The 22239-nt window shown below is 59.9% G+C and carries 19 protein-coding genes; 5 read left to right on the forward strand and 14 right to left on the reverse strand.

Going from position 1 to position 22239, the window contains the following annotated elements:
- Nucleotides 1-5: 5 nt before the first annotated feature.
- From QSJ80_RS12170 to QSJ80_RS12185, 4 genes are all read right to left on the reverse strand, one after another.
- Entirely contained in the window at nt 6-2924 is a 2919-nt protein-coding gene (locus QSJ80_RS12170) for an insulinase family protein (RefSeq protein ID WP_285764735.1), read from the reverse strand.
- A 149-nt stretch (nt 2925-3073) separates the two neighbouring features.
- Complete coding sequence (locus tag QSJ80_RS12175; protein WP_285764736.1) at nt 3074-3646, reverse strand: tRNA-uridine aminocarboxypropyltransferase; 573 nt, start codon at nt 3644-3646, stop codon at nt 3074-3076.
- 2 nt (nt 3647-3648) lie between these two features.
- Complete coding sequence (locus tag QSJ80_RS12180; protein ID WP_285764737.1) at nt 3649-4146, reverse strand: DnaJ domain-containing protein; 498 nt, start codon at nt 4144-4146, stop codon at nt 3649-3651.
- Nucleotides 4147-4224: 78 nt separating this feature from the next.
- The gene (locus tag QSJ80_RS12185) at nt 4225-5511 is read right to left on the reverse strand and encodes a porin (RefSeq protein WP_285764738.1); all 1287 of its coding nucleotides are present in this window, start codon (nt 5509-5511) and stop codon (nt 4225-4227) included.
- Between the two features lie 285 nt (nt 5512-5796).
- On the opposite strand from QSJ80_RS12185, the gene QSJ80_RS12190 reads away from it, so the two are divergent.
- A complete protein-coding gene (locus QSJ80_RS12190) occupies nt 5797-6345 on the forward strand; it encodes a class I SAM-dependent methyltransferase (protein ID WP_285764739.1) in 549 nt (182 codons plus the stop codon).
- 43 nt (nt 6346-6388) lie between these two features.
- A complete protein-coding gene (gene msrA / locus QSJ80_RS12195; RefSeq protein WP_285764740.1) occupies nt 6389-7021 on the forward strand; it encodes a peptide-methionine (S)-S-oxide reductase MsrA in 633 nt (210 codons plus the stop codon).
- Here msrA and QSJ80_RS12200 read toward each other — a convergent pair.
- The 9 genes from QSJ80_RS12200 to phhA form a co-directional block, all read right to left on the reverse strand.
- A complete protein-coding gene (locus tag QSJ80_RS12200) occupies nt 7006-7887 on the reverse strand; it encodes a sulfurtransferase (RefSeq protein ID WP_285764741.1) in 882 nt (293 codons plus the stop codon). The two genes, msrA and QSJ80_RS12200, sit on opposite strands and share 16 nt — an antisense overlap.
- Nucleotides 7888-7922: 35 nt before the next feature.
- Nucleotides 7923-9560: an alpha/beta fold hydrolase gene (locus QSJ80_RS12205; protein WP_285764742.1), complete on the reverse strand. Its 1638-nt coding sequence runs from the start codon at nt 9558-9560 to the stop codon at nt 7923-7925.
- A gap of 85 nt (nt 9561-9645) precedes the next feature.
- On the reverse strand, nt 9646-10272 hold the full coding sequence (locus tag QSJ80_RS12210; RefSeq protein ID WP_285764743.1) for a trimeric intracellular cation channel family protein: 627 nt from the start codon (nt 10270-10272) through the stop codon (nt 9646-9648).
- A gap of 14 nt (nt 10273-10286) precedes the next feature.
- Nucleotides 10287-11468 carry an acyl-CoA dehydrogenase gene (locus QSJ80_RS12215; RefSeq protein ID WP_285764744.1) on the reverse strand — a complete coding sequence of 394 codons (1182 nt, stop codon included), beginning with the start codon at nt 11466-11468 and terminating at the stop codon, nt 10287-10289.
- Nucleotides 11469-11642: 174 nt separating this feature from the next.
- A complete protein-coding gene (locus tag QSJ80_RS12220; protein ID WP_285764745.1) occupies nt 11643-12365 on the reverse strand; it encodes a dienelactone hydrolase family protein in 723 nt (240 codons plus the stop codon).
- A 27-nt stretch (nt 12366-12392) separates the two neighbouring features.
- Complete coding sequence (locus QSJ80_RS12225) at nt 12393-13562, reverse strand: cation:proton antiporter domain-containing protein (protein ID WP_285764746.1); 1170 nt, start codon at nt 13560-13562, stop codon at nt 12393-12395.
- 118 nt (nt 13563-13680) lie between these two features.
- Nucleotides 13681-15303 carry an aminotransferase class V-fold PLP-dependent enzyme gene (locus tag QSJ80_RS12230; protein WP_285764747.1) on the reverse strand — a complete coding sequence of 541 codons (1623 nt, stop codon included), beginning with the start codon at nt 15301-15303 and terminating at the stop codon, nt 13681-13683.
- Nucleotides 15304-15376: 73 nt separating this feature from the next.
- On the reverse strand, nt 15377-15850 hold the full coding sequence (locus QSJ80_RS12235; protein WP_285764748.1) for an Lrp/AsnC family transcriptional regulator: 474 nt from the start codon (nt 15848-15850) through the stop codon (nt 15377-15379).
- Nucleotides 15851-16126: 276 nt separating this feature from the next.
- Nucleotides 16127-16978, reverse strand: a complete 852-nt coding sequence (gene phhA, locus QSJ80_RS12240; protein WP_285764749.1) for a phenylalanine 4-monooxygenase — start codon at nt 16976-16978, stop codon at nt 16127-16129.
- A gap of 243 nt (nt 16979-17221) precedes the next feature.
- On the opposite strand from phhA, the gene QSJ80_RS12245 reads away from it, so the two are divergent.
- Together QSJ80_RS12245 and QSJ80_RS12250 are read left to right on the forward strand one after the other, a co-directional pair.
- Nucleotides 17222-18625, forward strand: a complete 1404-nt coding sequence (locus QSJ80_RS12245) for a TyrR/PhhR family helix-turn-helix DNA-binding protein (protein WP_285764750.1) — start codon at nt 17222-17224, stop codon at nt 18623-18625.
- Nucleotides 18626-18710: 85 nt separating this feature from the next.
- Nucleotides 18711-20438, forward strand: coding sequence for an SLC13 family permease (locus QSJ80_RS12250; protein WP_285764751.1), 1728 nt, complete (start codon nt 18711-18713; stop codon nt 20436-20438).
- A 26-nt stretch (nt 20439-20464) separates the two neighbouring features.
- On the opposite strand, the gene QSJ80_RS12255 is transcribed toward QSJ80_RS12250, so the two are convergent.
- Nucleotides 20465-20833 carry an Mpo1-like protein gene (locus tag QSJ80_RS12255; RefSeq protein ID WP_285764752.1) on the reverse strand — a complete coding sequence of 123 codons (369 nt, stop codon included), beginning with the start codon at nt 20831-20833 and terminating at the stop codon, nt 20465-20467.
- Between the two features lie 150 nt (nt 20834-20983).
- Between QSJ80_RS12255 and QSJ80_RS12260 the strand changes: the two genes are divergently transcribed.
- Nucleotides 20984-22207, forward strand: a complete 1224-nt coding sequence (locus QSJ80_RS12260; RefSeq protein ID WP_285764753.1) for a CaiB/BaiF CoA transferase family protein — start codon at nt 20984-20986, stop codon at nt 22205-22207.
- The last annotated feature ends 32 nt before the right edge of the window (nt 22208-22239 follow it).

Below are 22239 nucleotides of genomic sequence, written 5' to 3' on the forward strand. Positions count from 1 at the left end.
CTGCCCTAGTCCTGTAGCGCCAGCACTTGCGGCGCAAGCCCGAGCACCTCGCCGGCGCTGCGGCCTGCGGTGCCGGTTACTACGGCCGTGTTAGCGCGTTCCGGTTGCAGGTAGGTTTTTGCCACGCGCTGCAGGTCCTCTACCGTTGTACCGATCACGCGGGAGCGGAACTCCGTGCGCAGCGCATGGGTGCGCCCGAACAGCTCGGAGTGGAAGTGGCGCTTGGCTTCGCCGGCCGGGGAGCCCGGCTTGTCGATCCCGCCGATTACTCCAAGAATCGCCTCTTCTACCTGGCTTTCGTTGTGTTTCGTTTCTTGCAGCCATTCCAGCGAGGCATCGAAGTCGGCAAGGGTTTCCGCCATGCGTGGGTCGCGATAGGAATAGAAGCGGAATGCGCCGATATTGCTGTCATGGCTCGCGCCACCACCGTAGGCGCCACCCTGCTCGCGAATGGTCCGGTGCAGGTAGCCGTTGCGCAGGAAGCCGGCCAGCACCGCCAGCGGCGCTGCATCCGGGTGTGACATGGGCACGGTGGCGTAGGCGCGCGAGCAGAAGTTGACCTGGCTGTTGGCTACCCACACCTCATTGACCGTGCGCGGCTCGAACGAAAGATTGAATCCGCCTTCGTTACTGCCGTCTGCACGAATCTTTTCCAGGCTGCGGCTGTATTCATCCAGCTTTTCCTGTTCGCCGATGAGCAGGAACTGGCGTTTGGCGCCGAGAATTTTGTTGTGGATCGATTGGTAGGTAGCGGCGATGTCCTCCAGGTTCTTCTGCTCGGTGAGCCCGGCAACAATCTGCTTGAGGTTCTTCAGGCCCTTGAGGCCGCCACTTTCATGGCCGAGTGCGGCAACGCTGTTCATGCCCGCGCAGGCCGCTGCCATGGCGAGGGCGTGGCCATTGCCGACCACGGACTGCTCGCGCCCGGCCAGGGTCTGCAGCAGCAGTTCGCGGATGCGGGGCAGTTCATCAAAGCGCACATCGTGCAGGGTCGCATCCATCAGTTCTGACAGCGCGGTCTGGTTACTGCCCAGTGCCTTGCCGGAAAAAATGAAATTGCCGAGGATTTCGCTGGTGTCGGTTACACCGCCGCGGGTAGTGGAAAAGCCGTGCAGGCCACCGCAGACCGCCGCCTGCCAGTGTTGCACCGCCAGGTAATCCTTGCTGCCAACGCCGAGCTCTGTCAGCGCTGCGGAATAGAACGGGAACAGCTGGCGCTCGCGTTCGGTCAGGTCGGGCAGGGCGCAAACCATCTGCTGGTAGACAAGCCCGTTGGTGCCCGTGGGGTAGCGCGCCAGTTTGCCGTTTGGCAGTTCAACATTCTCTGCTTCCGGGTCATGGGTTTCCGGGCGCACGTCCTCGACACCGACCTTGGGCAGGATTTCCGGGTCATCCACCTGCTGCTGGCGCTCCGCCAGTGCCCTGGCGCGTTCGATGATCTGTTCCTTCTGCGCGTCATCGAGCGTGCCTTTGATCTGCGCGAGCTGCGCCGCTTCCGCATCTTCCTTGCGTTGCGCGATTTGCTTGTCCGGCACCATCACCAGCCTGACCCGGTGCTGGTTGTCCACCAGCAGTTCCCGAGCCTTCTGGGCGATAAACGTGGGATCCTTGATTTTCTCGCGCAGGTCCGCAAGGACCGGATCGATATTCAGCAGGCCGATGGCATCACCGCGGTGCGTTGCCCCGGTCAGGGCGGTAAGGATCAGCTGCAGGCCATAGGGGTAGCTGTCGCCACCCACTTCGCGTTGTTGTAACTCCAGCTGGTGCAGGCTGGCTTCCAGCTGCTCATAGGGCACGCCCTCGCGTGCAATCTTGCCGAGCAGTGCCAGCACTTCCTGCTCGAACTGGTCTGCACGATCCCGCTCGCTGCCCTCGATGCCGCAGACAAACAGCAATTCGCGCTGGGAGTCGTCCAGCCCGCACAGGGGAGACGGTGCCGTGCCCAGTGGTGTGGTCTCCAGGTAGTGCTGCAGCGGAGAAGCGCTGTTGTCCAGCAGTACGCCGGAGAGCAGGTGCGCCGTCAGGGTGTTTTCCAGGCTGGTGCCGTCACCGAGCAGCCAGCCGAGTACGATATGGGTCTTTTCCTCGGAATCCTCGTGTTCGCCCAGCGGATAGGCTTCCTGCACAGAAACCGGCGCCTGGTAGCGTTTCTCGAGGCCGACGGAAATGGTCTTGTCGAGGCGCTCGAAACGATGCAGCGCGCGCTCCTCGAAGGCTTGCTGGTGCTCAGCCGCAGGGATATCGCCGAACGTCATGAAGATGGCATTGCTCGGGTGATAGTGGGTGCGATAGAAGTGCACCAGCTGCTCGTAAGTGAGGTCGACGATGGACTCAGGATCGCCACCGGAATTGTGGTGGTAGGTGGTGGTCGGGAACAGGTATTTACACAGCGTGTGCCAGAGCTGGGATGCCACCGAGCTCATGGCGCCTTTCATCTCGTTGAAGACCACGCCTTTGTATTTCAGTTCACTGTCCGGGTTGTCGGTTTCCGCAAACTCCAGGCGATGACCCTCCTGGGCAAAATCCAATTCGTCCAGGCGGGAGAAAAATACGGCATCCAGGTAGACATCGAGCAGGTTGTCGAAGTCCTTGCGGTTCTGGCTGGCGAACGGGTACGCGGTCCAGTCGCTGCTGGTAAAGGCGTTCATAAAGGTATTCAGGGAACGCCGGATCATCATGAAAAAGGGATCGCGCACCGGATATTTTTCGCTGCCACAGAGCGCGGTGTGTTCAAGGATATGGGCAACCCCGGTGGAGTCGGAGGGCACGGTACGGAGCGCAACGAGGAATACGTTTTCGTCGTTGTCCGCGGCTATGTGCAGGTGCTGGGCGCCGGTTACCTTGTGGCGGTATTCTTCGACATCGACGCCGAGGGATTCAATCTGGGCTTTGCGTACAAACTCAAAAGCGTTATGGGGTGTCATTCAGACGGTCTCCGGGGGCGGCTCCGCGGGGCCTTTCACTTTCTTTATTTGCGCGGATTGCCGTGTATTTTAGCGGTTATGGGCAGGCGAGGGGAGGTGTCTGCCGGGCGGGATACAAAACGGGCACTGTTGGGTGAAAAAGCGGCGACTCAACCGCGTTGCTCCAGCAGGTGTGCCTGCCAGTCGTCAAAAGCTTTCAGCAGGCGCGCCGCATCAAATTGCGGCTCCAGCTGCGCAATTGCCAGGGCGCAGGCCTCGAGGGTGCTCAGCTGGTGTGGATCGCTTGCCTTGCGGATGCGATAACGCCCACATTGAGGTGAGCGCAGCTGCAGCCGCGGCAGGGCGGCGGTTGTAGGGTTTTCATACAGCATGCGCCGGGTCTTGCGCCAGGTGCCATCGAGAACCAGCAGGTGGATGTCCGTGGTCCGTTGGGGCGCTGAGGGGGGAGCAGGCTGGTCCGGGGTCTCAGGGTACAGCAGTGCCAGGGACCTTTCCGGATAGCGCGCACCTATTTCGCCGAGCAGGTCGTCGGGGCGCTCGCCGGCGACTACGCGACAATGCGTCAGGCTGCGCCAGAGCAGGGCGACCGAATTTTTCGGGTGCTTTGCCTCCGCCGGGTGCTGGATGATGGTGATGGGGACTGTGTGCTCAAGTTGCAGCACAAAGCGGCACAGGCAAACATTGAGTGGCTTGCCGCATTCTATGCAGGTCGGCCTGGCCACGATCAACGGTTGAGGTAATCGAGCAGGACGCGCTTGGCTTCGTTGATTCGCGCCGCGAGGTAATCGTTACCGCCGCGGTCCGGGTGCAGTTTCTGCATCAGGCGGCGGTGCGCGGCTATGACAGCGTCTTTGTCTGCATTTTCGTCAACCCCGAGCACCTTGCGCGCTTCCGCAAGGTCCATGCTGCCGGCAGGCGGGTGCTGGGGTTTTGTTGTGTCTTCACTGGCCTTTGCACGTTTGGCCAGCCAGGGGGCAAGCCAAGGGGCCACCTGCACCAGCAGTTGCATACCACGCCCAAGAAGCGGCAACAGCGCGGCAATGACCGCCCCAATCCAGTGGATACGACCGGTTGCGGCCGCCAGCACGATCAATCCGGCGAACGCGATCAGCAGCCACTGCAGCAGCATTTTCTTGCGCATGGCCGGTGGCGAGGCCTTGAATTTCTGTACCGCCATCCACACCAGCAGCGCCACCGCTGCAACAAAAATAATCCTGATCACACAATTGCCTCTCTAAACCGGTTCCGGCAGTGTAGCGAGGTGCGCCGGCGGGTCAATAGCGGCCCGCGCTTGTCCGGATCAGATATCTATGCGCATGCCCAGTGAAATGATGTCGCCCGGGGTGTTGGCGAGGGTATTGCTGTCGTCGAGCACGTATTCCAGGAACAGGGCCGCGCGCTTGTTCCAGTTGTAATTCACACCGGCGATGTAGATTTCCAGTTCGTAGCCGTTCGAAACATCCTCCAGTTCGCTGTCGTCCGATTGCAGCAGGTTGTGTCCCAGGTAGGCGCTCCAGCAATCATCCCAGCCGTAACTGAACATGCTCTCGGAAAAAGTCGCATCGAAAATATTGCTGGCATCATCGACAACGCGCCCGGTCAGCTCATGGTTCTTGCTTTCACCGAATACAATGGCACCAAAGAACCCCTTCTGGAAGGGCTCACTGTTGTACATAGCCCCGAAGATGAGCGAGGTATCGTCGCGGTCGAAGGAGAATGCGACGGGAATTTCGATGATATTGTCGGGATCGGTGAAGTCGATAAACCTGCCACGATCCGAGGTCAGGTCGATTTCTGCCTCATTGTAGGCCACGCCGAAGTAGAGCCCATCCCAGCAGTCCAGGCTGTAGCCAATTGAAATGGCCTTGACCGAGGCAAACTCACATTCTCCTTCGCCGCAGATCAAGCGGGTCTGGCGCAGGCTTTCCTCCAGACCTTCGATTTCGATATCGAGTATCTCGATATCAAAATCGATCTCCGCGGTGTGGCTGGCGTACATCAGGCCTAGGTGCAGCTGCCCGTCCGGCAGTACATCGAATGACTGGCGCCAGGTAATGGCGCTGTCTGCCCGTCCGGTACCGGATGCGCCGCCGTCAGCGCCAAAATTGTACACACCGGCTGCAAGGCCGCCGGACGCGCGGAACCAGTCCGTGATGCCCGCCACGTCGTAGTAGACACCCCATTGCTTGCCGATGCGGAAATCGCCCCACTTGTCGTGCTGGGCGAAGAAGTTGCCCTGACGCAAAAAGATTGGGTCATTGCCGGCGTCGACTGATGCCTGCGCGGCACCCTGCAGCGCCACGGTACGGTTGGCAGAGAGTAACCGCGTACCCCATTCGATGTAGGCACCCGCATGCCAGTCGTTCCAGGTATCGACACTGAGGCGCCAGCCAATCCGGGAGGGGCCATCGGCCAGGAACTGGTCGCCTTCCGCCCATGAGCTCTGGCCGCTGAACCAGCCGGTGACATCAAAGGTCACACTTTCCTCATCGTTTTCGAACAGCCGCAGTTCGGCGTGTGCAGCGTTGCAGGCAAGCAGGAGGGCAGGAGCTAAAAGTAGGGGATTGCGCAAGGGCCTGGATGACATCTTCGGGGTTACCTCTCAACTGCGACGTTGTTGCCCTCGTGATGCTGTACCACCAGCCTTTCGTGCCCGAGGAGCTTCGATTATCATCGCCTATGTATTGGGAACAGCATGCTAAAAAATAGCTGACTTTGTGCTGCTACTGCGGGTTTGGCGTAGTGCTCCTTGGCATTGGCAGCCCATGCCTTCAGCACAATAAAATACTTCAAGGAAAGGGGCAGGGACGTCGTGGATGCACACACCCGAAAAATTTTTGGGCTGACCGTCAGGAAAAATTCCCACCCGGATATGCGTCGGCTCAGGCGTGAATCCGGCGATCCAAGCCTGCATGGCAACAAGTTCTGGAAAAGCTCCTGTATCACTATGGACTATTTCAGGGAGTTTCCCCTACCGAAGGGTGTGCGGGTGCTGGACCTTGGTTGTGGCTGGGGGCTGGGCGGTATCTACTGCGCGAAAAACTTTGATGCGGAGGTTGTGTCGCTGGATGCCGATGCGAGCGTGTTTCCCTTCGCGGAGTACCACGCCGAATTGAACGGGGTGGAAATACAGACCTGGCAGCGCCGCTATGAGCAGCTGCGCAAAGAGGACCTGGCGGCGTTCGATGTGATCATCGGCACCGATATCTGCTTCTGGGACAAGATGACTGCGCCACTGTTCAACCTGACCCGCAGAGCCTTGCAGGCGGGTGTGGAACTGATTGTGCTGGTGGACCCGGGCCGGGACCCGTTCCGGGCACTGGCGGCGCGGGCGGAGAAAAAGCTCGATGCGGTATACGAAGAATGGTCAGTCCCGCATCCCTGGAATGCTTCAGGATGCCTTATGATTGCGGCGCAATAACAGCGGGTTACTGCAGCAGATATTGACTGGAGAGTTTTAGACGATGCATTTCGACAAGCAGGTCATGCCCACCGCAGCCGAGGCCCTGCCGGGCCGGGCTACACCGATGAATATTTCCGGAAAGCACTTTATCAACGGTCATTCGATGGTGGCGCCATTTCCCGAAGGCATGGAAACGGCGATCTTTGGTATGGGCTGTTTCTGGGGGGCGGAGCGCCTGTTCTGGCAGCAGCCGGGCGTTTATGTAACTGCGGTTGGCTATGCCGGCGGCTTCACCCCGAATCCGGGTTATCACGAGGTCTGCAGCGGCGGAACCGGGCATGCGGAAGTGGTGCTGGTGGTATTTGACCCGAACCAGGTTACCTACAAGGATCTGCTAAAGCTGTTCTGGGAGCAGCACGACCCGACCCAGGGAATGCGTCAGGGCGGCGACCTGGGGACGCAGTACCGATCCTGTATTTTTTCCGCGTCAGTTGCGCAACAGGATGCGGCAACCGAGAGCCTGGCGCAGTTTCAGGAGGCGCTGGGTGGTGAGGGCTTCGGTCAGATTACAACCGAGATTTTGCCGGCACCGACTTTCTTTTACGCGGAAGAAGACCACCAGCAGTATCTCGGCAAAAACCCTGAAGGTTACTGCGGTCTTGCGGGCACCGGCGCCTGCTACCGTCCGGACTGATCTGGCTCTGCGGGGTTGTCCGGTTTTTCCGGAGAGGTGGGGTAGAGAATGTGAGCGCACCAGTCGCTCCAGCTGCCCGGATACAAGCGGGCCTCCCGCCCGATCAGGTGCAGCGCCAGCAGGTTCACGCAGGCGCTGACACCGGAGCCACAGTAGCAAACGATTTCTCTCCGCGGTGGAATCTCCTCCCACGATGATTCAAGCGCCGCCTTGTCCTTCATAAATCCCTGCTCATCGACCATGGCCTGCCACGGCCGGTTGACCGCAGTGGGAATATGTCCCGCCAGTGGATCCATGGGCTCCTCGAGCCCCTCGAACCTGCGCGGCTCGCGCGCGTCCACCAGCTGCCATGGCGGATTATCGATATGGGCCTGAATATGATCGTGTGCCAGGGTCCAGCCCTGTTGCGGCAGCGCGCGGAAACTACCTGCCGGCGTTGGGTGCTCCTGGCCGCTCTGGACAGGGAGCCCGGCCTCCTGCCATGCGCTGTAGCCACCATCGAGTAGCATGACCCGGTTGTGGCCGAAATAGCGCAGCAGCCACCAGGCCCGACTTGCGAATACCTGACGCTGATCGTCGTAAACCACAACGGTAGTGTTCTCGCCTGCGCCGGCTGTGCGCATGAAGCGCTCGAAGTCGCCGGGTTCTGGCAGGGGGTGGCGACCGCCATAGCGCGCGGCCGGTGCCGACAGGTCACGCTCAAGATCCGCGAAGCGGGCACCGGGGATATGATCTTGCAGAAACGCCTGCCGTCCGACGATCGGGTCCTGCAAATTGAATCGGCAGTCCAGCACCAGCACATCGCTGTTCGTGTCGTCGAGCATCAGGGCGAGCTGTGCGCTAGTGACCAGAGTGGACTGTTCCATGCTTGCGGGCCTGTCTTGTGGCTGTTTTGTGTTTGTCAGTTACTGCCAGCGGCGTCTGTGCCGCTTTTCCCGAGTTCTTTAAGCCGGCATGCCAGGGTCTTTTCAGCGCTGACACTTTCGGGGTCGTCGAGAAACTCGGCCGCTGCGGTCTCGGCACAGTCGCTTACCGAAATCACGTCGTGGGCGAGTTTCGGGAACCGGATCCAGGTGTGCCGGGAGAGTTGATCACGTACATCCTCCACAGCCTCAATGGCGAGTACCGGGTCGAGCGCGCCGTGCATCAGCAGGGTGGGTACGTCTGTTTGCACCGGCTTTGATTCCTGCAGGGAGGCAGTGGGAATGGCCCAGATACGGCACTGCAGCTGCATCAGGTGCAGGTCACTGGCGGCGACGCTGCCGAGGCTGCCGCTCGATGCCGCGTTTTCGGCAGCCATCTCGAAATCGATAAAGGGTGCTTCCTCGAAACAGAAATGGCTAACGCCTGCAGCATCACCGAAGGTAGGGTCGAGGATCAGTTGCATAAAACTGCGCACCATGGGCTCGGCCGGATCGGCTTCACGCTTTTCCAGGGCCGCGATGACAGTTGGCAGGCTGCGGTAGAAGCGCTCGTCGTAAAAGGCCTGGAACATGACCCGCAGCAGTCGCTGTCCGGTCAGCACAAAATCGAAATTGTCGCTGTGCTCTTCGAGGCTGGTGCGCACGGTGAGCGGGTTTTCATCCAGCTCCGCCACCAGTGATTCGAGTCGGGACTGCAGGTTCGTCCCTGCCTTGCGGCATTCCGCATCGTCGTCGCAATACTTGAATGCGCGCTTGAACGCATTGGCAAAATCTTCCGCGGAGCGCTGCACGTAACGGATGTCGGGAAATACAGCGCTGTTCAGAATCATGGAGGCTACGGTGTCGGGGTAATCCCGGGCGATGGTCAGGGCATAGCGTGTTGCGTAGGACACGCCGTAGAGATGCCATTGCTCAATGTCGAATTCGCGCCGGAGGGCCTCCATGTCCTGTGCCACGGCCTTGCTGTGGTAGTGGCTCAGGTCCGCGCTCTTGCTGAGGCGCTGGTAGCAGCGATCCAGGCTCTGGGCAAAGACCCGGTTCTCTTCATCCGGCTTGAGCGGGCTGGCAAAAGCGGTGCGTGCATCCTTGATGAACTCATCGCAGGTGAGGCGCGGCTCTGCCATGCCGGTACCGCGCGGATCGATCACGATCAGGTCGCGGCCGCGGTCGGTGGTCATTTCGGCATAATTGATCCACAGCCAGTCGCTGGCGTTCTGGGGCTCCATGCCCATGCCGGAGCCGGGTCCGCCGGCGCCCAGGTGCAACAGCGGCAGTTTATTCGGGTCTGGCCGGTCGGCAACGAAACGCACTACGGGAAAACGGATACTGCGGCCCCCGGGGTTCAGGTGATCCTCTGGCACCTGCATGGTGTAGCAGCGCGTTTCCGGCCAGCTGCTGGCGGTGGCGAACCAGCAGTTCTCGGCTTCCAGCTCACCGGCGGGGGCGGGATCCCGGGCAGAGGTACTGCTATCCGGCGCCGCGGCAGGCGGTGTTTCCACGGCAGGCCGGGCTTCCTCGGTGACGGGCGGAGCTGGCATTTCGGGCGGCGGCGTATCTGCCTGGCAACCCAGTAACAGTGCCACAGACGCGACTGTCAGAACTCTAAAAACCTGCACTTGCTGCACTCCCTCGACAAAATCACGGCCGGAAAACCACTTCCGCTCCATCTATGGCGGAGTTTATCACGCCCGCTGCGCCGGGCTAGTTATCGCGGTTGTGACCGAAACGGGCAGTTGGCGCCGAGAGGTCCCAGCGCATGGCGGCGAGCCGGATACTGAGCGTAACGGCCATGGCAAGGGCGACAATGATGGGCCCGGGCACACTGGTATAGAGGTCCAGCCATACCATGACGGCGGCGCCGAGCAGGGCAGCAGTGGCATAGATCTCGCGGCGCAGAAGCAGCGGTATCTCACCGGACAGCAGGTCCCGGATCAGGCCACCGAAGGTGGCGGTAACCATACCCATGACGACTGCAATAAGGGGGGAGGCGCCAAGACTCAGGGCCTTTTCCGCGCCGATAACCACGAAAACCGCAAGCCCCATGGCGTCGGCAATGGCGAGGACCCTTCGCGGGATGTTGAAATAGCGGATCAGGTAGAAGCTCACCAGGGCGGTGATACCGGAGATCCAGAGGTAAATATTGTTGTGCACCCAGAAGACCGGGGCATCCAGCAATATATCGCGAATAGTGCCACCGCCGGTGGCGGTGACACAGGCAAGCACGACTGCGCCGAACAGGTCCATTCTCTTGTGACCGGCCGCCAGCACCCCGGAAAAGGCGAATACCGCGGTGCCGACCAGGTCGGACCAGAAGATCAGCGCATCCATGCTGTTTCCGGGGCTTAGAAGAACGCCTGCAGGCCGGTCTGTGCACGGCCCAGAATCAGGGCGTGTACATCGTGTGTACCTTCGTAGGTATTAACGGCCTCGAGGTTCATCACGTGACGGATTACGTGGAACTCGTCGGCAATACCATTGCCGCCGTGCATGTCACGGGAAACGCGCGCAATATCCAGTGCCTTGCCGCAGTTGTTGCGCTTGACCAGGGATATCATGGTCGGGTCCCACTCGTGGTCATCCATCAGGCGGCCAACGCGCAGCGAGCCCTGCAGGCCCAGGGCGATTTCGGTCTGCATGTCTGCCAGCTTCTTCTGGAACAGCTGGGTCTGTGCCAGTGGGCGGCCGAACTGTTTGCGGTCCAGGCCGTACTGGCGTGCGGCGTGCCAGCAGGCTTCTGCAGCGCCCATGGCACCCCAGGAGATGCCGTAGCGCGCTCGGTTCAGGCATCCGAACGGGCCGCGCAGCCCCTTGATGTCCGGGAAGCGGTTTTCTTCCGGTACAAAGACGTTATCCATCACGATCTCGCCGGTGATAGAGGCGCGCAGGGAGAACTTGCCCTCGATCTTGGGTGCGCTCAGGCCTTCCATGCCTTTTTCCAGGACAAAGCCGCGGATGTCACCCTCGTCGTCTTTCGCCCACACGACAAAGACGTCGGCGATCGGGCTGTTGGTGATCCACATCTTGGAGCCGCTGATGCGGTAACCGCCATCGACCTTGCGTGCGCGGGTCTTCATGCCGGCCGGGTCTGAACCGGCGTCTGGCTCTGTGAGGCCGAAACAGCCGACCCACTCACCGGTCGCAAGCTTGGGCAGGAACTTCTCTTTCTGCGCTTCGCTGCCGTAGGCAGAAATCGGGAACATGACGAGGCTGGACTGTACGCTCATGGCGGAGCGGTAACCGGAATCCACGCGCTCCACCTCGCGTGCAACCAGGCCGTAGGAAACGTAGTTCAGGCCGGCACAGCCGTAGCCCTCGATGGTGGAGCCCAGCAGGCCCAGCTCGCCCATCTCGCTCATGATCTCGCGGTGGAAGATCTCGTCGCGGTTCGCTTCCAGGATACGCGGCATCAGTTTGCTCTGGCAGTATTCATGTGCGGCATCGCGCACCATACGCTCTTCGTCGGTCAGTTGCTTGTCGAGCAACAGCAGGTCGTCCCAGTGGGCCAGGGGCTGGTTCTTACTCATCTATCTCTCTACTCACTCAAACGGCAGATCACGGGTATTTCGGGAGCTAATGATACCCTTTCGCCGTGGGGCTGGCAGCGATTCTTTACGCGAATGCCCTGTCGTGTGGCATAAACCCACCCTGTTGCGGGCTTTCTCCTGTTTTTCTGCATTTTTTCCGCAGAAATTTGCGGGTCAGGCCAAAACTTCCTCGAGGAAACGGTCAATGGAGGCCATTGCGCGCGCCTCCGCGCACTGGTTATAGACAGTGCCAAAGTCCGGGTTGTTGGCGGCGGGATTGGTGAAGGCGTGCATGGTGCCGCCGTAGATATGCATCTGCCAGTCGGCGCCGGAATCGGACATCTCCTGCTGGAATGCAGATACCTGTTCAGGTGGCACCATGGGATCGTCATTACCGTGCAGGCACAGAACACTGCTGCTCACCGTTTCTGTCTTAACCCCGTCACCCTGACCGAGCAGGCCGTGTACCGAAATGGCGCCATTGAACTGCGCACCGCTGCGGGCCAGCTCGAGCACGCACATGCCGCCGAAGCAGAATCCGATGGCGGCAACACGACCGTCATCCACGCCGTCCAGAGCTTTTGCCATCTGCAGCGCGGCCTGCGCGCGGTCGCGTATCAGTTGCCGGTCTTCCACCAGTGGCGTCATCAAACTGCTGTTGCGCTCCACGTCCCCGTCTGCACCGAAAATCCCCTTGCCATAAAAATCTATGGCGATGCCCACGAAGCCACGTTCGGCGAAGTATTCCGCTTTTTCGCAGGCAAACGCGCGGCGGCCACTCCAGTCGTGGGCAATCAGTACTGCCGGGTGCGGGCCCTGGCCGGCGGCAGGGCGTGCGATAAAAGCCTCCAGCGTGGTGTCGCCGGCGATGTATTCCTTCAGCTCTGACGTTGCCATTATTTTCTCCGTTGGTGCTAACAGGGGTCAGTCCCGGCGCAGGGATTCCTTGATTGCAATCGGGTTGGGGAAGTTGAATACAACAATGTAGGACGAAATCAGGAATGTAATGATCGCCGTTGCCTGGATGAGGTGGGACGCCTCGCTGCCGATGAGGTTGCTGGTGGTGGCGAGGTAGGCGATGAGTAGGGAGAACTCGCTGATCTGCCCGAGGCGGAAGCCGATATCCCATGCCAGTAACGGCCGCTCGCTCTGGTGGCCGAGCAGGAATCGATAGGTCACTGGCTTGATCACCAGTACCAGCGCCGCGGTGACCAGGGCGGGCACGATGATCTCTGGCAGCATGCCAAGATTGAATTGTGCGCCGAGACTGAAGAAAAACAGGACCAGGAAGAAGTCCCGGAGCGGCTTCAGGTTGAGGGCTATGTACTGGGAAATCGGGCTGGTGGCGAGGGAGATGCCGGCGATAAAGGCGCCGATCTCCTTGGACAGGCCGATCACTTCGGCAAGTTCCGCCATGCCCATACACCAGCCGATAGCGACCAGAAAAACGTACTCGTGAAAGCGGTCAAAACGGCTGAGCAGCGGCAACAGCAGGTACTGGACCAGCAGCCAGGCGCCGATGCACAGCAAAGGCAGTGCGCCGACGGCAGCGGAAAGCTGGCGCAGGTTTAGGGCATCGCCGCCGCCGCTGATCAGTATCATCAGGCAGAGGATTGCGATGAAGTCCTGCAGCAGGAGCAGGCCCACCATCATTTCCCCCAGGTGCTTGTGATGCAGCACCGTGGTAGGCAGCAGCTTGATGCCGATGATGGTGCTGGAAAACATCATGGCCGCACCGATAATCCAGCATTCTGCCTCAGAGAAACCGAACGCTTTCCCCACCAGATAGCCCATGGCCAGGAAAACGATGCTGCTGATGGTGCCGACCACAAGCGCCTTGCGCAGTACCGACATCAGCGCCTGCGGTTGCATGTCGAGACCGAGCAGGAACAGCAGGAAAATGATGCCTACATGAGACATCTCGGACATCAGTTCGACGTTGTCGATGGCGCCAACACCGTACGGGCCAAGCAATGCGCCCAGCGCAATGTAAGCAACGAGCAGCGGCTGGCGGCTAAACAACGCGATGGTCGCGAGTAGCGCGGCACCTGTAAAAATCAGGAAAAAAGAAGTGAATAGAGAGGCTTCGAGCAAAGGGCTTCCTTTCCTTTACTGACTGCTGGATAGGGAAATTTTATGCGCAATGCCCGAGGATTAACAGCCCCGCAGAGCGTCCGGCGAAGGACGCGACGCGGGAGCTGAGTTACGAGGCTTACCAGTTGAACCAGCGCAGGTCCTCGCCGTTGCCGGAGAGGCGTGGTTGCGTGCAGGGTTCTCCCTGTGGGTCGAGCATCAGCTGCTCTGCCTCCGCGAGTAGCTGGCTGTAGGTCATGTCGTTGCGGCCTGCAGTGACTTCATTGAACAGGTCCAGGCTGACTGCCGGGCTGGCTTCCTGTCCCTGGTAGCGCCACACGCCAGTGCCGGTATCGAACTGGTAGTAGGGCAGCAGGCGCCAGCCATGTTGTGCGATCAGGTCAATGGCCTGGACCAGGTAATCGACAGTGGCTTCATCGAAGAAATAGTTGAAGTTCAGGCGTACCCAGCCCGGCTTCAGGATGGCGTCGCCATTGCGTACGGCCTCCTCGATCGCGGCGCTCTGTGCCGGTGTGAGATGCAGCAGCTGGTGGCCGTAGGGGCCCGCGCAGGAGCACCCACCACGCACCTGGATGCCGAACAGGTCATTCAGCAATGCCACCACAAAACCGTAATGGAGTGGCTTGCCGTCCCTCAAGATGTGCATCGATATGATACTGACGCGCTTGAGTTCGGTTCCGCCAAGGATTTCTATGTTTGGGTTGTTGCGCCATTTGTCGAGCGCATAAGCCAGCCAGCGCGCTTCCAGCTCTTCGATATTGTGCGCCCCAACCCGGTCTTTCAGCTGGAACACCAGGCCCGCGCGGATGGATTCCACAATACCCGGGGTGCCCGCTTCCTCGCGTCTTTCGCCGGGGGGCAGGTAGGTATGTGAGCCGGGAGATACCCAGGAAACCGTGCCGCCGCCGGGCATCGCTGGCATGTCCTCGCGCAACAGGGATTTTTTCACAATCAGCAGGCCCGGGGTGCCGGGGCCACCAATGAACTTGTGCGGGGAGATAAACAGTGCGTCCTTGCAGGTGCTGTCACCGTTGCCCCGGGCATCGATTTGCACATAGGGTGCCGCAGCGGCGTAGTCCCAGAAGGACAGGGCGCCGTGCTTGCGCAGAAGCTCCGTAATGCTGTCCACGTCGGTGCGAATCCCCGTGACGTTGGAGGCCGCGGAAAAGCTGCCAATCTTCAGCGGCCGGTCATCGTACTGCAAAAGCGCGGCTTCGAGCGCGGCCTTGTCCAGCTCGCCAACCGCATTCAAGGGAATACTGACGACTTCGGCAATCGATTCACGCCAGGGGAGTTCATTGGAGTGGTGTTCGTAGGGGCCGATAAAGACGACAGGGCGCCGCTCTTCCGGAATCTGTTCTGGGGTGCCGCCGAAGCGCTCCACACTACTGCCGCGCAGGCCGAGATTGTCGATCAGGCGGTTGATGGCTGCTGTTGCACCGGAGCCGCAGAAGATTACCGCATGCTCATCGCCGGCATTGACCGATTTACGAATGGCCATGCGCGCCTGCTCGCGGAAGCTCGTGCTCTGGCGACCGGTCGCGGAAGTCTCGGTGTGGGTGTTGGCGTACCAGGGGAGCACCTGGTTCTGGATAAATGATTCGATAAAGCTGAGCCCACGTCCGGACGCGGTGTAATCGGCATAAATAAGCGGGCGTTCGCCAAAAGGGGTGTTTACCGGGAGTCTTTCACCAATGACAGAGGATCGGATCTTCCCGAGTAACGCGTCCAGGTCTTGCATAACTACCTCAAGCTTGCAGCGGCCATTCAGGCGGCCTGCATTATTTTTGTGTTTTCAGGGCTTGTTGTGCGAGCTAGTCCCCGTCGCGCGGGATTGGTAATTCCGTGGTGCTCTTGATTTGCTCCATGGAAAAATTGGATACGACGTCGGTGATGCCATTGAGGCGAATCAGGCGCTTGTAAAAATTGTCGTACGCCTGGATGTCGGCAACAACGATACGCAGAAGGTAATCGTATTCGCCCGCCATGCGATAGCACTCAACAACTTCCGGCAGTTCGGCCACAGCCCTGGAAAAGGATTCCGCCCATTCGGCATTGTGCTGGTTAGTCCTGACCTGGGCGAAGACCGATACCGGCAGGCCCAGGATTTCCGCATCCAGCAGCGCTACCTTGCGCCGGATGACGCCGCTCTTTTCCAGCTTTTGTACCCGGCGCCAGCAGGGTGTTTTGGTCAGCCCGACGCGTTCCGCTAGCTCTTCGATGGAGAGGCTAACATCTGACTGTAGGATGGCAAGAAGTTCTATATCGATAGCGTCGAGTGAGGACATCGTTCTACAAATCTCGTTACAGCGGGAGTTTTGCCTCAAATAGCCCAATTCAAGGCGCATTTTTAGAACAGGGTTTCACCTGTATTTCAGTGTAGTGAAGTTATCCGAGATTGGAGTACCAATTTCCTTCCCAGTGGATGCGGGGAGGGAAGAAGTTTTGTCAGGGGGCGAGGGATGGCCTGTGGAGGTCTGTAAATAGAAGTAGTGGATAGCGCCGGCGCGGGGAAATCGCGCCGGGGCCAGGGTTCGGTCAGGTTTCTGGATCAGTGCCTGGCATCAGGCAGATTTGGCCTGGGGCTTGGGCTCAAACATTGGCGGGAACAGGCCAAGCTCCATGGCCTGGTGTACCAGCACCATCAGGTCAATGCGGGTCAGTTCCTGCAGCTGCTGCATGTCCTGGAGCTTGTAGTAGATCGGCTGCAGGATATCGATGCGGTAGGGGGTCCGGAGGGCATCGATTGCGTTGAAGGGCTTCACTACAGGTTCGCCACTCAGGGCATAGACCGTTTCCTTGGGTGAGGACAGGATGCCGCCGCCATAGATGCGCAGGCCGGCATCGGTATCGATCAGGCCGAACTCCACAGTGAGCCAGTACAGGCGAGCCAGGTAGGCACGCTCCTTGGGGCTCGCGCGCAGGCCGAGTTCTCCATAGGTCTGGGTGAAGTCTGCAAATGCCTGATTGGTGAGCATCGGGCAGTGACCGAAAATTTCATGGAAAATATCGGGTTCCTGCAGGTAATCAAACTCTTCCGGGGTGCGTATAAAGGTGGCGACCGGGAAGCGCTTGTTGGCCAGCAACCGGAAGAAGGTTTCAAAACCGATCAGGGCCGGTACACGTTCTACCTGCCAGCCGGTATGCCGGCTGAGTACCGCGCTGATTTCATTCAGCTGCGGAATACGGTCGATCGGAAGCTTCAGCAGGTCCAGACCATGGATGAATTCGTCACAGGCGCGGCCTTCCACCACTTTCAACTGATTGGTGATCAGGCGCTCCCAGGTGTGGTGCTCGACGGCGGAATAGTGGATCTCGCCACTGTCATCCGGTGTGCGGGCAACATATTTGCTGAGTTTACCTTTCTCGGCGGTTTTGCCGCCGCTGACATTCGCATTCATGACTGATGTGGCCATTTCCGAATTCTCCGTACTGCCGGTACCTGCCAGCGGCACCTTTTGAGTGCTACCTGGTGGAACCTGTTTATCGTTATCTCCCTTTCATTTTTAGCCCGATGCGGGCTGATGGGGGAGTGAAAAGGTGTCCGGTTTGACGGTCGCAGGGCGCACTTCGTAGACTGCTTGTAACGAAAACGTGCCGGAGTGTCTATGCGTGTAGAGGTTTCCTGTCAAAATCGGGTAGGTATCCTGCAAGAGATTATGGCGATATTTGCCGATTTTCGGATAAACGTCACGTCTGGAGAGTTGGGCGGCGAGGACGGCAGCACTATATATCTTCACGCGCCGGGCCTGCTGCAGGCGCAGTTCCGCAGTATCGAGCGGGCGGTTCTGGGGCTTGAAGGTGTGCGGGCTATGCGCCGGGTCACACTGATGCCCAGTGAGCGACGCGCTTTCGAGCTCAATACCTTGCTGGACAACCTGGAAGATCCGGTGCTTTCGGTAAACCGCAGTGGCCAGGTGCTGGCCGCCAATCTCGCAGCGGCAAGGGCTTTCGGATTCAGTCTCGATAAGGTGGCGGGTATTGGGTTGGAGCGGTTCCTGCCGGGCGTTGAGGTGCGCAGGATGCTGAAAAGCCTGGATGGCCCCCGGTTCGGTATGCCGGTTTCCCTGCGCGGCCATGCCTTCATCATGAGCTGGACTCCTATCGGGCTGCCCTCCGGGCAGGGAGCGAGTGACGGATCGAGTGAGGGCGCAGCGGGCGCGGTGATTACCCTGCGCCGCAGGCACGGGGAGCCCGCAGATTTCGTGGAACAGGCACCGCAGCGGTTGTGGTCTTTTGGTGATCGGCGCACCTGTTGTGAGTCGCTCGTAAGGCACGCCCGCGAAGGTGGCCCTGTGTTGATCATCGGTGAGCCGGGCAGCGGGCGCACGGTGCTTGCAAGGCAGATGTTCTACCTTAACCCGGCCCACAGTCGATCGGGCGCGCGCCTGTTCTACCTGAACCTGGCGGAGGGCGAAATGGCATTGCCGCGCGGCAGTCTGGCGCGTGGCGCAGCCGGGGTTCTGGTGCTCGACAATGCCGGCCCACTCTCCGATGCCGCGCAGGCGGCGCTGCTGGCGCAGCTGGATAAGGTCGCCCGGGGTATCTCGATTATCACCACGTCTGCGCTCCCCCTGACACAACAGGAGTATTCGCCGGCCCTGATGGCGAGACTGGAAGGGCGGGTGGTGGAGCTGCCGGCGCTGCGTTTCTGTCGCAGCGCGATTATCCCCTGTGTCGAGGCGATGCTGGATGACAGGGGTGGTGGCTTTGTATTGTCCGCTGCTGCGGCGGAGCTCGTCCGGTCGTATGACTGGCCCGGTAATTTTACCCAGCTGCAGGCGGTGGTAGATGCGGCGATCGAGGCTGCGCATGGGGAAATAAGCGGAGGGGGCGTCGCTGTGGAGATATTGCCACGTCATCTATCCCTGCCACGGCAGCAGGCGGACTTTCCCTGGCTCAAGTGGCTGGAAGGCAGGAGCCTGAAGGCGGTGATCGAGCAGGTCGAGTGCAGTGTGCTCAGGGCGCTGCAACCGCAGTTTTCCAGCACCCGCGCGCTGGCCGAGCGACTCGGTACTTCCCACACCGCGATCGCAAAGCGACTGAAAAAGTATAAATTGTGAGCAGTCTCGCGATTATTGCCGTGTGCTGCTTGCCAGCGCTGGGTCAGCGTCGATAATAGCCCGGTCAATTAATAAAAGAACCGCCATGACGTCGTACCAGTTCGTTGTTGCCAGCCTGTTTCTGCTGGTTATCGGGGCCCTGATATTCAGCCGCTTTCGCCCGTCCATGATTTTCGCGGTCGCGTTGCTGGGCAGCTACCTGAGTGGCGCTGTCTCGACGGAGGAGATGCTGGGCAAGGCGGTGAACCCGGGGCTGGTTACTCTGCTGGTGTTGATCATGGTTTCGGTCGGGCTGGAAAAGGCCAGCTGGATCAAGTCCATATCCGACAAGCTACTCGCCGGCGGCTATTACCCGAGCCTGTTGAAGTTGACCGGTGTTACGGCACTCGGGTCGGCCTTCCTGAACAACACCGCCATCGTCGCCGCACTTTCGGGCGCTGTGCGCAAACAGAAACGCTATCCTGCGTCACGCCTGCTGATTCCGCTTTCCTACGCGGCGATTCTCGGCGGTACCATGACCCTTATTGGTACCTCGACCAACCTGATCGTTAACAGCTTTGTACTGGATCAGGGGGAGCCCGGGCTTTCTTTCTTTGCTTTTCTACCGATAGGTCTCGCGGCCGTGGTGTGCGGCATCCTGGTGGTGCTGCTGACCAACCGGCTGCTGCCCACACTGGCGACTGAAGAAGAAGCCGAGCAGGATTATTTGATCGAGGCCAAGATCAGTCGCGGTTCCACTCTGCACGGCAAGACCGTTACGGAAGCGGGTCTTCGCAACCTGGAAACCCTGTTCCTGGTGGAGTTGATTCGTTCGGGCCATTGCCTGAGCCCGGTTTCCCCGGCGGAAATCATAGAAGAGGGGGATCGGCTGATATTCAGCGGCGATATCCAGCACCTGGAGAGGCTGCGCCAGCTGGACGGGATCGAGTTGTTCGCCGAGAAGGAAGACCTGGATACCCTGAATCTCACGGAAGTCGTGGTGCGCCCGAACGCCGGTATCGAGGGCAAAACCCTGCGCGAAACCAATTTCCGTTCGCAGTTCGATGCGGCGGTGATTGCGATTCGCCGCGGCGGTGACAGGCTCTATACCAAGCTCGGGGAGCTTGCGCTCAGGCCCGGCGACGGCTTGTTGCTGGCGGTAGGGCCGGACTTCATCAAGCACGGCAATATCGACAAGAATTTCTACATCATCAGCGGTACCCAGTTACCGCAGGACCTGTCGCGCAAGCAAAACCTCTGGCTGGGTATCGGTTTCCTGTTTGTGATTCTCGGCGCGGCGCTGGAATGGTTTCCATTGCTGAAAGGGCTGGTTGGCCTGCTCGGGCTAATGGTGGGTACCGGCATGGTGTCCACTTCAGAGATCAAGCGGCGTTTCCCGTTTCAGTTGTGGCTGATTATCGCGGGTGCGCTGGTTATCGCGCAGGCGCTGACCAATAGCGGCCTGGTGCAGCTGGTTGCGGACAGCCTGCATTCCAGCTTTGCCGGGTGGGGCCCGGTGGCCGCACTTGTCGGCGTGTTTCTGGCAACTCTGGTGCTGACTGAAATTATGACGAACAACGCCGCAGCGGCGTTGATGTTCCCGCTGGCCTGGAGCCTGGCGGAAAGTTTCGGGGTGAGCTGGATGCCATTTGTCATGGCGGTGGCGTACGGAGCCAGCGCGAGCTTCCTGACGCCCTTCGGCTACCAGACGAACCTGATGGTGCAGAACATCGGTGGCTACCACACCCGGGATTTTGCCCGGGCGGGCATTTTTGTTTCCATCACCTATGCGTTGGTGGTGCTGACATTACTGCCGGTGGTGTTTCCTTTCTGACGCGCTGAGGTGCGGCGGTTGCCGGTTTAGCGCTCGATCTTTCCGACCAGGATGTCCTTGAACATAACGAAGTCGGCCCAGAGGCTATACAGCGGGTACTTGAAGGTAGCAGGGCGGTTCTTCTCAAAGAAGAAGTGTCCGCTCCAGGCAAACCCGTAGCCTGCCAGCGGCAGTGCAATCAGGAGTTTCAGGTTGCCCGTCACAGCGATGGTCACCATCAGTGTGATGACAATGGCGGTACCGATGAAGTGCAGGCGGCGGCAGGTCAGATTGCTGTGTTCCTGCAGGTAGTAAGGGTAGAAGTCCGCAAATGTGCGGAATCCCTGCTCGGTCTTGCTGTTGGCCATGGTCGATGCCCGCTCCGTGATATCGGTTGTTGTGGTTATTTCGATCATGGAATTGTACCGATATTCCGGGGATGCGCCAGCAGGGTGCTGGAGCGCTGCTATCGGAAATATAGACTGCGGGATTGGCAGACTGAAATCGCCAGATATGGCGAAAACAGGAAACAAAAATTCAAAAAAATATGGATCTGAGAGGTTGATATGGCTGGGCCACTGTCCCATCTGCGCGTACTGGATATGAGTCGTATTCTTGCCGGGCCCTGGGCGGGGCAGGTGTTCGCAGACCTTGGTGCAACGGTCATCAAGGTCGAGCGCCCCGGCACCGGCGACGATACGCGCCGCTGGGGCCCCCCTTACCTGAAGGACCGCGACGGTCAGGATTCCGCGGACGCTGCCTATTACCTTGCCGCCAATCGCGGCAAGCACTCCGTGACCATCGACATTACCCAGCCAGAAGGGCAGGAGATTATTCGCAGGCTTGCGGCTGAAAGCGATGTGCTGCTGGAGAACTACAAGGTGGGTGGGCTGAAAAAATACGGGCTGGACTATGCCAGCCTGTGCGAGGTCAGTCCGGCAATCATCTATTGTTCTGTGACCGGTTTTGGCCAGGATGGGCCCTATGCAAGCAGGGCAGGTTACGATGCCATGATCCAGGGGATGGGTGGCCTGATGAGCATCACTGGCGTGCCGGAAGGTGATCCCGGTTCCGGTCCGCAGAAAGTAGGGGTCGCTGTGGCGGACCTGATGACGGGGATGTATGCCGCATCGTCAGTTTTGGCAGCGGTCGTACATCGTGAGCGTACCGGTATCGGCCAGCATATCGACCTCGCCCTGCTGGATACTCAGGTGGCCTGGTTGGCAAACCAGGCACAGAACTACCTGACCGGGGGCATCGTGCCTGAGCGGCAGGGTACGGCGCATCCGAATATCGTGCCCTACCAGGCGGTGCCCAGTGCGGATGGCTATTTTATGCTGGCGGTGGGCAATGATGGCCAGTTTGAGAAGTTCTGTGCGATTGCCGGCGTCGAGGCACTGGCCGAGGACGACCGGTTTGCGACCAACGCCAGCCGCGTGCAGCACCGGGATATCCTGGTTCCGCTTGTGGAGGCTGCGACCCGGCGCCAGTCGTCAGAGTGGTGGCTGGAAAAACTGAGTGAGGCACATGTCCCCTGTGGGCCCATCAACCGGATCGACGAAGTCTTCGCGGATCCGCAGGTGCAGTCCCGGGACATGGTTGTCGAGCAGCCCCATCAGGTGGCGGGTACCGTGCGCACGGTGGCCAACCCCGCGCGTTTTTCTGAAACGCCGCTGCAATACGACAAGGCCCCTCCGACCCTCGGCGAGGATACGCAGAAAATACTGACGGAGGTGCTGGGGATGGATTCCGCGGAGATTGAAGCGTTACGAGCCCGCTCGGTGGTGTGAGCGAGCTTCCGGACTGCGTGCGGCGGCGGAGC

The organism is Biformimicrobium ophioploci, assembly GCF_030270605.1.
Lineage (GTDB): Bacteria > Pseudomonadota > Gammaproteobacteria > Pseudomonadales > Cellvibrionaceae > Biformimicrobium > Biformimicrobium ophioploci.

What these genes read in the sequence shown, in the direction of transcription:
- QSJ80_RS12170 (WP_285764735.1), bottom strand. Translation starts at nt 2,924, where the DNA reads ATGACACCCCATAACGCTTTTGAGTTTGTACGCAAAGCCCAGATTGAA.
- QSJ80_RS12185 (WP_285764738.1), bottom strand. Translation starts at nt 5,511, where the DNA reads ATGTCATCCAGGCCCTTGCGCAATCCCCTACTTTTAGCTCCTGCCCTC.
- QSJ80_RS12190 (WP_285764739.1), top strand. Translation starts at nt 5,797, where the DNA reads ATGCGTCGGCTCAGGCGTGAATCCGGCGATCCAAGCCTGCATGGCAAC.
- msrA (WP_285764740.1), top strand. Translation starts at nt 6,389, where the DNA reads ATGCATTTCGACAAGCAGGTCATGCCCACCGCAGCCGAGGCCCTGCCG.
- QSJ80_RS12200 (WP_285764741.1), bottom strand. Translation starts at nt 7,887, where the DNA reads ATGGAACAGTCCACTCTGGTCACTAGCGCACAGCTCGCCCTGATGCTC.
- QSJ80_RS12210 (WP_285764743.1), bottom strand. Translation starts at nt 10,272, where the DNA reads ATGGATGCGCTGATCTTCTGGTCCGACCTGGTCGGCACCGCGGTATTC.
- QSJ80_RS12215 (WP_285764744.1), bottom strand. Translation starts at nt 11,468, where the DNA reads ATGAGTAAGAACCAGCCCCTGGCCCACTGGGACGACCTGCTGTTGCTC.
- QSJ80_RS12220 (WP_285764745.1), bottom strand. Translation starts at nt 12,365, where the DNA reads ATGGCAACGTCAGAGCTGAAGGAATACATCGCCGGCGACACCACGCTG.
- QSJ80_RS12230 (WP_285764747.1), bottom strand. Translation starts at nt 15,303, where the DNA reads ATGCAAGACCTGGACGCGTTACTCGGGAAGATCCGATCCTCTGTCATT.
- QSJ80_RS12235 (WP_285764748.1), bottom strand. Translation starts at nt 15,850, where the DNA reads ATGTCCTCACTCGACGCTATCGATATAGAACTTCTTGCCATCCTACAG.
- phhA (WP_285764749.1), bottom strand. Translation starts at nt 16,978, where the DNA reads ATGGCCACATCAGTCATGAATGCGAATGTCAGCGGCGGCAAAACCGCC.
- QSJ80_RS12245 (WP_285764750.1), top strand. Translation starts at nt 17,222, where the DNA reads ATGGCGATATTTGCCGATTTTCGGATAAACGTCACGTCTGGAGAGTTG.
- QSJ80_RS12250 (WP_285764751.1), top strand. Translation starts at nt 18,711, where the DNA reads ATGACGTCGTACCAGTTCGTTGTTGCCAGCCTGTTTCTGCTGGTTATC.
- QSJ80_RS12255 (WP_285764752.1), bottom strand. Translation starts at nt 20,833, where the DNA reads ATGATCGAAATAACCACAACAACCGATATCACGGAGCGGGCATCGACC.
- QSJ80_RS12260 (WP_285764753.1), top strand. Translation starts at nt 20,984, where the DNA reads ATGGCTGGGCCACTGTCCCATCTGCGCGTACTGGATATGAGTCGTATT.